At 59.8% G+C, this 13,511-nt stretch carries 10 protein-coding genes; 5 read left to right on the top strand and 5 right to left on the bottom strand.

Translation table 11 applies throughout. The features are described 5' to 3' along the window. Positions 1 to 127 precede the first annotated feature (127 nt). The 3 genes from hutH (at position 128) to E0E17_RS13240 (ending at position 5,055) form a co-directional block, all read left to right on the top strand. Positions 128 to 1,675 carry a histidine ammonia-lyase gene (hutH, locus tag E0E17_RS13250; protein WP_130834510.1) on the top strand — a complete coding sequence of 516 codons (1,548 nt, stop codon included), beginning with the start codon at positions 128 to 130 and terminating at the stop codon, positions 1,673 to 1,675. A gap of 19 nt (positions 1,676 to 1,694) precedes the next feature. Further along, the gene (hutU, locus tag E0E17_RS13245) at positions 1,695 to 3,419 is read left to right on the top strand and encodes a urocanate hydratase (protein WP_130834509.1); all 1,725 of its coding nucleotides are present in this window, start codon (positions 1,695 to 1,697) and stop codon (positions 3,417 to 3,419) included. Positions 3,420 to 3,900: 481 nt separating this feature from the next. Further along, on the top strand, positions 3,901 to 5,055 hold the full coding sequence (locus tag E0E17_RS13240) for a M20 aminoacylase family protein (RefSeq protein WP_130834508.1): 1,155 nt from the start codon (positions 3,901 to 3,903) through the stop codon (positions 5,053 to 5,055). Between the two features lie 21 nt (positions 5,056 to 5,076). Here the strand turns inward: E0E17_RS13240 and ybiB are convergent, their stop codons facing one another. The 3 genes from ybiB to E0E17_RS13225 form a co-directional block, all read right to left on the bottom strand. Continuing rightward, a complete protein-coding gene (ybiB, locus tag E0E17_RS13235) occupies positions 5,077 to 6,045 on the bottom strand; it encodes a DNA-binding protein YbiB (protein ID WP_130834507.1) in 969 nt (322 codons plus the stop codon). Between the two features lie 75 nt (positions 6,046 to 6,120). Beyond that, entirely contained in the window at positions 6,121 to 8,289 is a 2,169-nt protein-coding gene (dinG, locus tag E0E17_RS13230; protein ID WP_130834506.1) for an ATP-dependent DNA helicase DinG, read from the bottom strand. Positions 8,290 to 8,344: 55 nt separating this feature from the next. Continuing rightward, positions 8,345 to 9,241 carry a LysR family transcriptional regulator gene (locus tag E0E17_RS13225; protein ID WP_130834505.1) on the bottom strand — a complete coding sequence of 299 codons (897 nt, stop codon included), beginning with the start codon at positions 9,239 to 9,241 and terminating at the stop codon, positions 8,345 to 8,347. A gap of 149 nt (positions 9,242 to 9,390) precedes the next feature. Here E0E17_RS13225 and E0E17_RS13220 point away from each other — a divergent pair, with 149 nt between their 5' ends. Beyond that, positions 9,391 to 10,476 carry an iron-containing alcohol dehydrogenase family protein gene (locus tag E0E17_RS13220; protein WP_130834504.1) on the top strand — a complete coding sequence of 362 codons (1,086 nt, stop codon included), beginning with the start codon at positions 9,391 to 9,393 and terminating at the stop codon, positions 10,474 to 10,476. 1,031 nt (positions 10,477 to 11,507) lie between these two features. Here E0E17_RS13220 and E0E17_RS13215 read toward each other — a convergent pair. Both E0E17_RS13215 and E0E17_RS13210 read right to left on the bottom strand, forming a co-directional pair. Next, positions 11,508 to 12,026 (bottom strand): GNAT family N-acetyltransferase, encoded by a 519-nt coding sequence (locus E0E17_RS13215; protein ID WP_439654635.1) that lies wholly within the window; start codon positions 12,024 to 12,026, stop codon positions 11,508 to 11,510. Between the two features lie 8 nt (positions 12,027 to 12,034). Then, positions 12,035 to 12,598 (bottom strand): helix-turn-helix domain-containing protein, encoded by a 564-nt coding sequence (locus E0E17_RS13210; RefSeq protein ID WP_130834502.1) that lies wholly within the window; start codon positions 12,596 to 12,598, stop codon positions 12,035 to 12,037. A 152-nt stretch (positions 12,599 to 12,750) separates the two neighbouring features. On the opposite strand from E0E17_RS13210, the gene E0E17_RS13205 reads away from it, so the two are divergent. Continuing rightward, positions 12,751 to 13,485, top strand: a complete 735-nt coding sequence (locus E0E17_RS13205; protein ID WP_130834501.1) for a MerR family transcriptional regulator — start codon at positions 12,751 to 12,753, stop codon at positions 13,483 to 13,485. Positions 13,486 to 13,511: the final 26 nt, after the last annotated feature.

Here is a 13,511-nt window from a genome sequence, read left to right as displayed (position 1 = left end):
CGCTTGCTAGTTGTATAGACAAGAATAGACACATATGTTTCACTCGCTTTATTCGCGCGATGGGCATTGACCATGCCTTAAACAGCAGAGACCGTTCGTCGCACACTTATCCAGACAGGAGCAGAGTATGTCAGGTTCAGCGCAGGTATGTTGCCTGGTTCCCGGTCACGTAGATCTCGCAACGTTACGCATGATATATCAGGGCGGAGTCACCCTCGCGCTTGATGAGAGCGCGCGCAGCGCCATTCTGCAGGCACGGGAAACGGTGGAGGCGATTGTCGCTTCTGGTAAAGTGGTTTACGGCATTAACACCGGCTTCGGCAAGCTGGCGCAAACCGAGATCCCGCCCGCGCGTCTGGCGGATCTGCAGCGCAATCTGGTGCTTTCCCACAGCGTCGGACTGGGCGATCTGCTGCCCGATAATGTCACCCGCCTGATTATGGCGACCAAAATTATCAGCCTGGCGCGCGGTCACTCCGGCATTCGTATCGAGTTGATTGATGGGCTGGTGGCGCTGTTTAATGCGGGTGTGATGCCCTGTATCCCGGAAAAAGGATCAGTAGGCGCATCCGGTGATCTGGCACCGCTGGCGCATCTCTCGCTGATGCTGCTGGGGGAAGGCGATGTGCAGGTTGCCGGTCAGTTTATGCCTGCCGCAGAAGGTCTGGCGCTTGCCGGACTGCAGCCGTTTGTGCTCGGTCCGAAAGAGGGTCTGGCGCTGCTGAACGGTACTCAGGTCTCAACGGCGCTGGCGCTGCGCGGCCTGTTCGAAGCGGAAAACGTGTTTGCCGCCGGGCTGCTGGCGGGCGCCCTGTCGCTGGAGGCGATTAAAGGTTCGCTGAAACCTTTCGACGCGCGCATCCACCAGGCACGCGGACAGCCGGGGCAGATAGCGGTGGCCGCGGCGGTCAGCGCGCTGATTAAGGGCAGTGAAATTCTGGGATCGCACGTCAACTGCGGCCGCGTTCAGGATCCCTACTCGATTCGTTGTGTCCCGCAGGTGATGGGCGCCTGTCTTGATAATCTCAACCATGCCGCACGCGTGCTGCAGATTGAGGCCAATGCCGCCTCCGATAATCCCCTGGTGTTCAGCGACAGCGGCGACGTGATTTCCGGCGGCAATTTTCATGCCGAGCCGGTGGCATTCGCCGCCGACATCATTGCACTGGCAGTGGCGGAAATCGGCGCCATTTCGGAGCGGCGTCTGGCGCTGCTGCTGGATACCGGCCTTTCCGGCCTGCCCCCCTTCCTGGTACGGGATGGCGGCGTGAACTCTGGCTTTATGATCGCTCAGGTAACTGCCGCCGCGCTGGCCTCAGAAAACAAATCTCTGGCGCATCCGGGTAGCGTCGACAGCCTGCCCACTTCGGCTAACCAGGAAGATCATGTCTCCATGGCGACTTATGCCGCGCGCCGCCTCGGCAGCATGTGTTTCAACACGGCCGCGGTGGTAGGTATTGAGGCGATGGCGGCGGTCCAGGGGATCGATTTTCACCGCCCGTTACAAAGCTCTGCCCTGCTGGAGCAGGAGATCGCCACCATTCGCCAGCAGGTGGCCTTTCTCGACCAGGATCGCTTGCTGGCACCGGATATTGAAAAGATGCGCCAGTGGGCCAGCCGCCACGACTGGCCAGCAGCGCTCGCTGCGCTGCTGCCTGGCCGCGCACTGATGTGATGACTGAACCAAGGAAAAAATCATGGAAACCCTGACTCAGGCGATAGCACGTGAAGTACGCGCACCGCGCGGCAGCGAATTACATTGCGCTAACTGGCTGATTGAAGCCGCCTGGCGCATGATCCAGAACAACCTCGACCCTGACGTTGCCGAACGGCCGGAAGATTTGGTGGTGTATGGCGGCATCGGTAAGGCTGCGCGTAATCACGAATGTTTTGCCCGGATCTTACGTTCACTGCGCGCGCTGCAGCCGGATGAGACCCTGCTGATCCAGTCGGGCAAGCCGGTGGGCGTCTTCCGCACCCATGCCGATGCCCCGCGCGTGCTGCTGGCCAACTCGAATCTGGTACCGCACTGGGCGACCTGGGATCATTTCCACGAGCTGGATAAAGCGGGTCTGATGATGTATGGCCAGATGACCGCCGGTTCCTGGATCTATATTGGCGCGCAAGGCATTGTACAGGGCACATACGAGACGTTTGTCGAGGCGGGGCGTCAGCACTATCACAACGATCTGCGTGGTCGCTGGATCCTGACCGCAGGACTGGGCGGCATGGGGGGTGCACAGCCGCTGGCGGGCGTGCTGGCCGGTGCTTGCGTACTGGCGGTGGAGTGTCAGGAGTCGCGCATCGACTTCCGCTTGCGCACGCGCTATCTGGATTACAAAGCCCGGACGCTGGATGAGGCGCTGGAGATGATTGCCCGGGCCACGCGCGAGAAAGAAGCGATTTCCGTCGGCCTGTTGGGCAATGCCGCCGAGGTACTACCTGAACTGGTGCGACGTGCCAGAGCGGGCGGCATGAAGCCCGATATTGTGACGGATCAGACCTCTGCACACGATCCGCTGAATGGTTATCTGCCCCTTGGCTGGGAGGTAGAACGCTGGCAGCAGGCGCGGTTAAGCCAACCCCGGGAAGTGATAAAAGCGGCGCGCGCTTCTATGGCGCAGCATGTGCAGGCGATGCTCGATTTTTATCATATGGGCGTCCCCACCGTGGATTACGGCAACAATATCCGCCAGGTGGCGCTGGAGGAAGGCGTCGACAACGCTTTTGATTTCCCCGGTTTTGTACCGGCCTATATCCGGCCCCTGTTCTGCGAAGGAAAGGGGCCGTTCCGCTGGGTAGCGCTTTCCGGCGATGCGGAAGATATCTACAGGACCGATGCGAAACTCAAAGAACTGTTTCCTGAAGATAAAAATCTGCATCGCTGGCTGGATATGGCGCAGGAGCGTATCGCTTTTCAGGGCTTACCGGCACGCATCTGCTGGCTCGGCCTGGGTGAACGCCATCGCGCCGGTCTCGCCTTTAATGAGATGGTGCGCAATGGTGAACTGAAAGCGCCGGTAGTGATTGGGCGTGACCATCTTGACTGCGGCTCCGTTGCCTCGCCAAACCGGGAAACGGAAGCGATGAAGGATGGCTCAGATGCTGTGTCCGACTGGCCGCTGCTGAACGCCTTGCTGAATACGGCAGGCGGCGCCACCTGGGTCAGTCTGCATCATGGCGGAGGGGTCGGCATGGGCTTTTCACAACATGCGGGTATGGTGATCGTGTGTGACGGCAGCGAAGCCGCCGGTGCGCGCCTTGAGCGGGTGTTGTGGAACGATCCCGCTACCGGCGTGATGCGTCATGCTGACGCAGGCTACGAGCAGGCGCAAGCCTGTGCAGAACGGCACGACCTGAATTTGCCGATGCTGCAGGCTGAGAAGCCCGCTTTCCCTCACCCCAGCCCTCTCCCGTAAACGGGAGAGGGAGCAGTCCGCAGCAGGGTTGCAGCAATGTGCGCCTGTCTCCCTCACCCGGCCCTCTCCCGTAAACGGGAGAGGGAGCGGTCCGCAGCAGGGTTGCAGCAATTGCGCCCGTCCCCCTCACCCCGGCCCTCTCCCGTAAGCGGGAGAGGGAACGGTCCGCAGCAGGATTGCAGTAATGTGCACCCGTCCCCCTCACCCCGGCCCTCTCCCGTAAACGGGAGTGGGAGCGGTCCGCAGCAGGATTGCAGCAATGTGCGCCATTCAGTCCCCTCTCCCTCCGGGAGAGGGTTAGGGTGAGGGCAAGAGCGCCCCGCACTTTGGTTCTGACTTATTCCAATTTGTTTTAGGCTATAGCGAATTTTCTCCTTTGCTGAGATAGACGTTACCCTGCGCTTACCTCTACAGTGAAGATTCAGATTTATGCGCTACGCCAACCCCGGTGTATTGCCCCCGCAAGGAGACCCCAGCCGTTATGACCCTGCCGACCACCCTGATCGTGGAGGCCATCCAGTGGCGTCAACAGTTTCACCGTCAGCCGGAACTCGGCTATCAGGAGCAGCAGACCAGCGCATTTGTCGCTGAACAGCTGGCCGCCTTTGGCCTGCAGGTATACCGTGGCCTGGCAGTTACCGGCGTTATTGGTACGCTGGAAAATGGCCCCGGCCCGACCATTGGCCTGCGGGCTGATATGGATGCGCTGCCCATTACGGAAAAAGGCGATCGTCCCTGGCGTTCACAGCGTCCGGGCGTGATGCACGCCTGCGGCCACGATGGTCACACGGCTATTCTGCTCGCCGCGGCGAAACAGCTGGCGCAGACGCGCCAGTTCAGCGGCACGGTCCACTTTATTTTTCAGCCTGCGGAAGAGAACCTCGGCGGCGCGCGCAAGATGGTGGAAGAAGGCTTGTTCCGACGCTTCCCGATGGATGCCATCTATGCGTTGCATAACTGGCCAGGATTACCAGCAGGCGCCCTGGCGGTTAATCCTGATGCCATGATGGCTTCGCTGGACGCATTTGAGATTACCCTGAGCGGCAAAAGCTGCCATGCCGCGATGCCGGAAAACGGTGCCGACCCGATGGTCGTGGCCGCCGAATTGATTCTGGCGCTGCAGACCATTCCCTCCCGTCGCCTGTCGCCTCTCGCTTCGGCGGTGGTGAGCATCACGCAAATTCAGGGCGGTGAAGCGATTAACGTTATTCCGGAACAGATTACTCTGCGCGGCACAGTGCGCTGCCTGCAGGATGATGTGCGTAACAAAGTACGCAGCCTGATCGAGGAGTTCGTTACCACCCTGCCCCAGCCCTTCGCGGTAGAGGGACAGATTGACTGGTTGCCCGGCTATCCGGTGACGGCGAACCACCTGCAACCCGCCGGACAGGTGCGTGAGGTGGCGCAGGCGCTGCTGGGCAGCGATAACGTACGCTGGCAGATTAATCCTTCCATGGCCTCGGAAGATTTCGCCTGTATGCTGGAAGCTTGCCCCGGTGCCTACTTCTGGCTCGGCGCCGATGGCGAAACGCCCTCCGCTCCCCTGCACAACGCCTGTTACGACTTCAATGATGCGCTGATTCCGCACGGTATCCGCTTCTGGCAGGCGCTGGTGGAACACTGCCTGAAACGCTGAGTGCGGCCGTCAGCCGCCCGATCAGTAACCGGCCGCATTCAGAGAGGCGAGACCTTCTTCCAGCGTGGCGACGTGTCCCGTCGCGCGCAAGCAGCAGGCTATCTGCAGACGCAGAGCCTGCGGCACCGCTATCTGCTGATCCAGTACCTGCTCAATCCAGCGTGCGGTAATTGCGGCCTCTTTCGAGGCGGCGAGTGCGACACTCACTTCCGGCTGCCGTTCAACCCACACCTCCGCTTGTGCGTCAGCCCCGGCGATAAAGCTGATGGCCGGACAGCGTTGCGGATTCGCATACACTTCCCCTTCGGTGCCGTTCAGCAACAGGGCGGGCGCGCCAATCACGCTGAAAAATTTCCCTACGCGCGGCACATATTCCGGATGTGACACGCTGGCCAGACGTAACGCGGCGGTTTCAGCAAAAGGCGTCGCCAGTTTCGCCAGCGTATGCGCGCTGTTACGCACACCCATACGCCAGCGCAGCGAGAGCTGTTTCGCCATCGGCGCGCACAGCATCTCAATGGTGAGAAAGGTCAGCTTACCCGCCTCCAGCGAGGCCTGCGCCGCCGCCGCATTCTGCACCGGCTGGATGCCCAGCTCAGCAAACACCGCCTCACTGGTGACACGCGTGGGATCGTCACTGACCCCATGCACCAGCACCGGAATACCGAGTTTTTCCAGCAGCAGCGCCAGCAGCGGCGTCAGATTACCCTGACGGCGTGCGCCATTGTAGCTGGGGATTACCACCGGCATTGGACGTCCGGCGGGCGGCTGCAGGTGCATCATCTGCTCCTGCATCGCCCGGTAGAAGCCATGCAGCTCCTCTTCCCCTTCACCTTTAATCCGTAACGCAATCAGCAGGCCGCCCAGTTCCAGATCCGGCACTTCCCCGGCCAGCATGGCGCGATAAAGAGCCTGCGCTGTGGCGAAATCGATATCCCGGGCGTGATTTTTTCCGCGCCCCACTTCTTTAATAATTTTATTCAGTTCCATCAGTCGTTTCCCGCTCGGAAGGGCCGCTGCTGCGCAGCCACAGAATAGAGTCACAGGTTACCAGATACGCCACAGTCACGCTTTTTTCCTACTGGCAGCACGTCGTGGCCGTTTGCTGCTGTCTGGCACAACTTTCACCACTTTCCCTTCCGGCAGGGCCGGTTGCTCAATAGGAAACACCGGCAGGGCAGCCAGCAGCCGGGTGCCATAACTTTTCGTCAGCAGCCGACGATCGTAAATCACAATTTCGCCATAGCATTGATGGCTGCGAATCAAACGCCCGACCTGCTGAATCAGCGTAAAGGAGGCGCTGGGCAAGCTCTGCACCTCAAACGGATAGCGCTTCAGGCTTTTCAGCCACTCCCCTTCCGTCAAAATTACCGGACTGTCTACCGGTGGAAAAGCAATTTTATGGATATGCACCTGGGACAGCAGATCGCCTTTCAGATCCAGCCCTTCGGCAAAAGATTGCAGCCCCACCAGGATGCTGGTCTCGCCCTGCTGCACACGTTTACGGTGCAACTCCACCAGCCGGTAGCGCGGCTGATCGCCCTGCACCAGCATGGCGAGCCGTAAATCAGTGACGTGGGAGAGGAACAGCTGCATGGCACGGCCGCTGGCAAACAGCACCAGCACCCCCTTGTGCTTTTTCTCCGCCATCTGCTGGCGGAAAAAGTGCGCCATTTCCGCAATATGCTCCGCTTCGTTGGCCATCAGCGGCTCATAGCGCATCTGCGGGATCACCAGTTTGCCCTGATCGACATGATTGAAAGGCGAGTCGAGGGCAATAAAACGATCGCCCGCTTTTTCATTCAGCCCGGACATCTCCTGCAGCCGGCTGAAGCTGTTCAACGAGCGCAGCGTGGCCGAAGTTAATACCACATGGGGCACCTTACGCCACAGCAGCTTTTCCAGCTGATCGCTGACGCGGATACCGGCACAGTGAAACAGCAGATGCGCCTGGCCCTCGCGCAGTTCGCGCGTGATCCATTTGGAGACCGGCGCGCCGGAGGCTTTTTCCAGTGCCGCCAGCCGCCACAGCTTGCTGATCGATTCAAACCAGCCGAAGTGGCGATTGAGCTGCAGCAGCGTACGATGCAGACGTACCAGGTCAACTTTACCGGTCTGGTCGCTTAACTCGTTCAGCAAGCCTTCCGCCAGCCCGCGCAGCGCATCGCTCAGCTTAAACAGACGGGCACAGTGGCTCAGCAGCGCTTCCGGCAGTTCGCCCAGCACAAAACGATATTCACCTGGCTGATTATCGGAGGGCAGCAGGGAATTGAGTGTAGTGCACAGCGTGGTCAGCAGCTCGCGCATCTCCTCGCAGTGTCCTTTCAGGCGCTCCGCATTACTCAGCGGCGGCGGCGATTTGGGCCGGAACTGCGCCATAATGGTTTCCACCAGGCGAATAAACAGATCGAGCTGCAGGCTGGTCCAGCCCGGGGTAATCTCCGCGCTGATTTCCAGCGCATCGCGCGCCACTTCCGGCAGGTGGTGCCCTTCATCCAGCACCAGCATCAGATTTTTTGCTGGCGGCAGCACGGATTCGTTCTCCATCGCCGCCATCACCAGCGCATGGTTCGCCACGATCACATCCACCTGCTCGATTTCCCGGCGGGCGATAAAAAACGGACATTCGCGATACCAGCGGCAGTGATGGCCCAGGCAGTTCGCTTTGTCAGTAGAAAGCCGTTGCCACAGGCTGTCGCCGATCGCTTCATCGGTGTGGTCGCGCAGGCCATCCCACTGGTGACGATTGAGTTTTTTTTCCAGGCGGCTGCAGAGGGTTTGCTCCTCTTTCGAACTGCTGATGCTGTCATCCAGCCAGAGCAGCAGATCGCCCTGCTGATCGTCATCAGCAGCCAGCGCGGCGAGATTGCGGGGGCAGACATAACGACCGCGGCCAAACGCCGCGGTAAAGGTCAGATCGGGAATGATCTTTTTCAGCAACGGCAGATCCTTGCTGAAAATCTGATCCTGCAGCGCCACGTTGGCGGTGCTGATCACCAGGCGCTTCTCCTCCGCCCGGCTGGCGGCAATGCCGGGGATCAGATAAGAGAGGGTTTTACCAACGCCGGTTGGCGCTTCGATGGCAAGATGACGTCCCTCTTCGCCCGTAAAAATTTTTGCCACTTCGGCAATCATCTGCCGCTGTGGCGCGCGGGGGATAAAGTCAGGTACCTGTTGCTGCAGCGCTTTATACCACTGCGCAATCTGGCTTTTAATCGCTGCTGTTAAGGCCATAACCGTCGCTGCCTGAAGAAACTGGCCTGTATTTTTACACAGTATGCGCACAACGTCAGCTTTCCGTTCTCCTTTTTCGAGGCGCATTCAGGATTTCACGCATGGCGCGGATCAGCGTTTCCCGGCTGCGTCCACGGCGAAAAGCAAAGGAGAAGGCAGCACGAAAATGGAAATGTTCCGGCAGCAGGCGCCGGAGCACACCTTCCTCTTCCCAGCGTTGGGCATAGTGCGCGGGCAGATAGCCAATGTAACGCCCGGAAAGGATCAGCGTCAGCTGCGCTTCGATGCTTTCAACCGAGGCGGTGCTCTGGCGGAAACCACGTTTGCTCAGCTCGGATTGATTCCAGTAGCGCCGCGTGACGATACCGCTGCGCTGTATCTGCGCCACGCTGGCGGTGCCGTGGGCCAGCGGATGGTCGGGATGACAATAGAGCCAGTGCTGCTCCTCATACAGCGGGACAGTGACCAGATTGTTGAGGCGCAGCGGAAAATGACCGATCGCCAAATCCAGCCGATCCTCCAGCAGATGCTGCTGTAGTTCGCTGGGATCGCGCACGCTCAGGCTGAGAAACACCGCCGGAAAACGCTGATTAAACCGGACGATGGCGGCGGGCAGATCCAGCGCGCTGTCCGTGACCGTGGCATCCACCACGCCCAGAGAAAAGGTGCCGCCCTGCTCGTTTTTTAACGCCGCCACCTGCTGTTGCCAGCTGCCCAGCTGTTCCAGCAGCTGCAGACTATAGGCGTAAAACTGCTCGCCCTTTGGCGTCAGGGAAAAGCCGCCGCGACCGCGCTGACAGAGCACAAACCCCAGCTGCGCTTCCAGTTCGCTCATATAGCCGCTGATGGCGGGGGTGGTCATGTTCAGCGCCTGCTGCGCCCGCGAGTAACCCTGACAGCGCACCACGCTGGTAAATACCTGCAACAGCTTCAGGTTGGGTAAGTTATGCAAGAACGGTTTCCTTCAGGGATCGCCATCTTTAGTTAAGTAATCGCTGAAGTGATTATTTGTTGTCAAGGATTTTTCCCGACGCAGCGGCAAGCCATGATGAGAAAGTTACCTGATTGCCCTGATGCGCTAACTTTTGCAGAGACAAAGAGATGACTCAACTTAACCTGATTTTTCCGGCACGCGTGGTGCGTGGCGCTGGCGTGCTCAACCAACTGGGTGAGATATGTGCCGGTCTGGGACAGCGTGCTCTGTTGATTGGCGGTAAAACCGCCCTGCAGATCGTAGAAACTCCGGTAGGTACCCAACTGCAGGCGGCAGGCGTCACGCTGCTGGCATCAGAGTGGTATGGCGGAGAAACATCGCTGCCCCAGATTACCCGCCTGGCACAGCTGGCTCAGGAGCTGCAGGCGGACGTAATTATCGGCGCGGGCGGTGGCAAATCGCTCGATACCTGTAAAGCGGTAGCCGCACAGCTTGGCCTGCCGGTGATCACTCTGCCGACCATCGCGGCGACCTGCGCCGCCGTAACGCCGTTGTCGATTCGCTACGATGATCAGGGCAACTTTGTTGATATTTTTCCATTGCCTCAGGCACCAGCGGCAGTGGTTATCGACAGCGCGCTGCTGGCAAAAGCGCCGCCGCGCTGGCTGGCTGCCGGCCTGGGCGATACCCTGGCGAAATGGTATGAATTCCGTGCGGTGAGCCAGCGTCATCCGGCACGCAGCGGCAATGCCCTCTCTTCGCTGGCGCACAGCAAAATCTGCTACGACATGATTGTGGCGCACGGACCCGCCGCCTGGGCCGATGTGCAGGAGGGACGCAGCAGCCCGGCACTCGATCAGGTGCTGGACGCGATTTTCACCTGGGCGGGTCTGACTTCGCTGATGAGCAACGGTGCCCATGCTGCCGCGGCTCACGCCATTTATGAAGGCTTCACCTTCTGCGATAAAACGCGCGAGTTTGGTCATGGTCTGCTGGTGGGCTTTGGCAACCTTTGCTTGCTGGCGCTGGAAAATCGCGCGGATGAGGAGTTGTTGCAGGAGATGCGGCTGGCGCGCGCCTGCGGCGTACCGCTGACGCTGGCGGAAATCGCCCCGCTTGAGCCCGATGAGCTGGTGCTGATTGTCCGGGAATCGGTACATGCGCCTGATATGGCGAATATGATGGAGCCGGTCAGCGAAGCGCAACTCCAGGCGGCCATCGCCCGCGTTACCGCACTGGCCGCCCGTCTCTGAGCGCCTTACTTTCCGGCGCTCAGAGTGTTGTGATCGGCAACCGGCCTTTTCCCTCACCCTAACCCTCTCCCGGAGGGAGAGGGGACAGCGCGGTGCGGTCTGACGGAACGGGTCCTGCTGCACAATCAGGTATGTCTGAACCCCGCACTCATCTCACAAACCTGCACCTCCCCCTCTCCCGCCTGCGGGAGAGGGCCGGGGTGAGGGTGAACGTTGCACATCCTGTCTGTCTGCTCCCCTCACCCTAACCCTCTCCCGGAGGGAGAGGGGACAGCACGGTGCGGTCTGACGGAACGGGTCCTGTCTGCACAATCAGGTATGTCTGAATCCCGCACTTCTCTCACAAACCTGCACCTCCCCCTCTCCCGCCTGCGGGAGAGGGCCGGGGTGAGGGTGAACGTCGCACATCCTGTCTGTCTGCTCCCCTCACCCTAACCCTCTCCCGGAGGGAGAGGGGACAGCACGGTGCGGTCTGACGGAACGGGTCCTGTCTGCACAATCAGGTATGTCTGAACCCCGCACTCATCTCACAAACCTGCACCTCCCCCTCTCCCGCCTGCGGGAGAGGGCCGGGGTGAGGATGAACGTCGCACATCCTGTCTGTCTGCTCCCCTCACCCTAACCCTCTCCCGGAGGGAGAGGGGACCGCACGGTGCGGTCTGACGGAACGGGTCCTGTCTGCACAATCAGGTATGTCTGAATCCCGCACCCATCTCACAAACCTGCACCTCCCCCTCTCCCGCCTGCGGGAGAGGGCCGGGGTGAGGATGAACGTCGCACATCCTGTCTGTCTGCTCCCCTCACCCTAACCCTCTCCCGGAGGGAGAGGGGACTGCACGGTGCGGTCTGACGGAACGGGTCCTGGCTGCACAATCAGGTATGTCTGAATCCCGCACCCATCTCACAAACCTGCACCTCCCCCTCTCCCGCCTGCGGGAGAGGGCCGGGGTGAGGGTGAACGTTGCACAGCCTGTCTGTCTGCTCCCCTCACCCTAACCCTCTCCCGGAGGGAGAGGGAACTGACCGGTGCCTTACTCCCTGTCCGCCAGCCAGCCTACCTTTTTGTACATCAGGGTGGTGGCTTCCAGCTGGCCTGAACCGGAGGCAGCGTAAAAAGGAATAGTGCCGGCCACTTGCCAACCCAACGACAGGTAAAGCTGACTGGCAACATCGCCGCTGCGGGTATCAAGCACCAGCAGCAGACATCCTCTCGCCAGCGCCAGCGCTTCCGCCTGCTGCATCAGGCGACGCGCAATGCCCTGGCGTCGCGCCTGCGGGTGTACCAGCAGCTTGCTGATTTCTGCCCGATGGCGGCCATTTGGCATGCCGCTGTAGCCTGTCATGACCGTGGCGACCACTACTCCGGCTTCCCGGGCGACCAGTAACTGCGTTTCCTTACGGGCAATACTGGCGATCCGGCTCTGCCAGAAAGCGTTTAGCGTCTCACTGTCGTCCGCATCAACGAACCCGACGCTGGCCCCCTCTGCGACGCAGGCGCGCAGCACTTCACACAATTCCGGTAGTGCCTGCCGGGCTTGCGATGCATTCATTTCCTCAATCATGGCCGACATACCACCAGCAGATAGTGCGCCTCTGCGTTAACGCCGGCGTAAAAGGCCGATTTCCCGGTTAAATGAAAGCGCAGACAATCGCCTGCCCTGAGCGACCAGCGTTGATCTTCCAGTACAATATCCAGCGCGCCGCTCAGCAGCCAGATATGCTGCTCCATGCCCGTCACCGGCGGAGCTTCATACTCAATGCGGGCACCGGGGCGCAGCCGCGCCTCAATCATCTCAGTTTTAAAACCGTTGGCCGGGGGTGACAGATTACGACGATAAAAGCCGCTCTCTTCATCACGCCATACCGGTTGCTGGTCAGAGGTGAGCAATAACGCATTGCCTGACTCGACCTCACTGAGCAAGCGTGACATAGTTAATCCGTAAGCCACGCACAGCCGGTTAAGTAATGCGGCAGTTGGACTGGTCTCCCCGCGCTCAATTCGCGACAATGAGGCGCGACTGATGCCGGTAGCCATGGCAAGTTCATCCAGCGACCAGCCGCGTATAAGACGCAGTTCTGCCAGCCGTGCGGCCAGACGCTGTTCAGTATCAGGTTGCTGCATTAGGTTTTTCTCACTTTAGGGATAAATTTCTCATATGTGAGATATAACGCTAAAAACAACACCATATCAAGCTGTACAGCAAAAAATAAATTGTACAACTTAGTAGGCTTCGCTAGAGTTAACTGGCCTACAGGCAGTGATTTGAGGAATGCATGGTCTTATACAGTATCGGTGAGGTTGCCGAACGCTGTGGAATCAACCCGGTAACACTGCGCGCGTGGCAGAGACGTTACGGTCTGTTAAAGCCACAGCGAACCGAAGGCGGACATCGACAGTTTGATGATGAAGACGTTCAGCGCATTGAGGAGATCAAGCGCTGGATAGAGAGCGGCGTGCCTGTCGGCAAAGTGAAAGCCCTGCTCACCGGTGAAGAAGTTAATGCCCACGATGGCTGGTTCGCTCTGCAGGAAGAGCTGATGAGCGTGCTGCGCCATGTGCGTCCGGCCAAACTGCGGGCAAAGATAGCGGCAATCGGGCGGGAAAATTCTGCGGATGTGGCGATCGACCATATCTTTGTGCCAGTACGTCAGCGGCTCGGTCTGGATCAAAACACTGCGCGTGCTATGTGCAGCCTGCTGGATGGCGCGCTGATTGACTATGTTGCCTTCTGCCTGACCGGCGTGCGTAAAAAGCCGGGCAAGGATGCGTTGATTATTGGCTGGGGCGGCGAGGATCGCACCCGTCTCTGGCTGGAAGCCTGGCGTCTTTCGCAGCAGGGCTGGCGTATGGACGTGCTGGCGGAGCCGCTGGAACTGCCGCGCCCTGAACTGTTTCCCGGGCAGATGATTTTTCTCTGGACCGGCAAAAAACTCACGCGCCGCCAGCAGGAGCAGTTAAGTCACTGGCAGGAACAGGGATTTTCGGTCCAGATACACGGCAGCCCGTAACTTTTCTGCGGGCACCCTCTGCAACG

The organism is [Erwinia] mediterraneensis, assembly GCF_900604315.1.
In the GTDB taxonomy this organism is placed as follows: Bacteria; Pseudomonadota; Gammaproteobacteria; order Enterobacterales; family Enterobacteriaceae; genus Pantoea; species Pantoea mediterraneensis_A.
The sequence above is the reverse complement of the archived record's forward strand: the minus strand, read 5'-3'. Positions and strand labels throughout refer to the sequence as shown.

Excerpts from the sequence above, each read along its gene's own strand:
- dinG (WP_130834506.1), bottom strand. The coding sequence starts at position 8,289 with ATGGCCTTAACAGCAGCGATTAAAAGCCAGATTGCGCAGTGGTATAAA.
- E0E17_RS13215 (WP_439654635.1), bottom strand. The coding sequence starts at position 12,026 with ATGAATGCATCGCAAGCCCGGCAGGCACTACCGGAATTGTGTGAAGTG.
- E0E17_RS13220 (WP_130834504.1), top strand. The coding sequence starts at position 9,391 with ATGACTCAACTTAACCTGATTTTTCCGGCACGCGTGGTGCGTGGCGCT.
- E0E17_RS13240 (WP_130834508.1), top strand. The coding sequence starts at position 3,901 with ATGACCCTGCCGACCACCCTGATCGTGGAGGCCATCCAGTGGCGTCAA.
- E0E17_RS13205 (WP_130834501.1), top strand. The coding sequence starts at position 12,751 with ATGGTCTTATACAGTATCGGTGAGGTTGCCGAACGCTGTGGAATCAAC.
- ybiB (WP_130834507.1), bottom strand. The coding sequence starts at position 6,045 with ATGGAACTGAATAAAATTATTAAAGAAGTGGGGCGCGGAAAAAATCAC.
- hutH (WP_130834510.1), top strand. The coding sequence starts at position 128 with ATGTCAGGTTCAGCGCAGGTATGTTGCCTGGTTCCCGGTCACGTAGAT.
- E0E17_RS13210 (WP_130834502.1), bottom strand. The coding sequence starts at position 12,598 with ATGCAGCAACCTGATACTGAACAGCGTCTGGCCGCACGGCTGGCAGAA.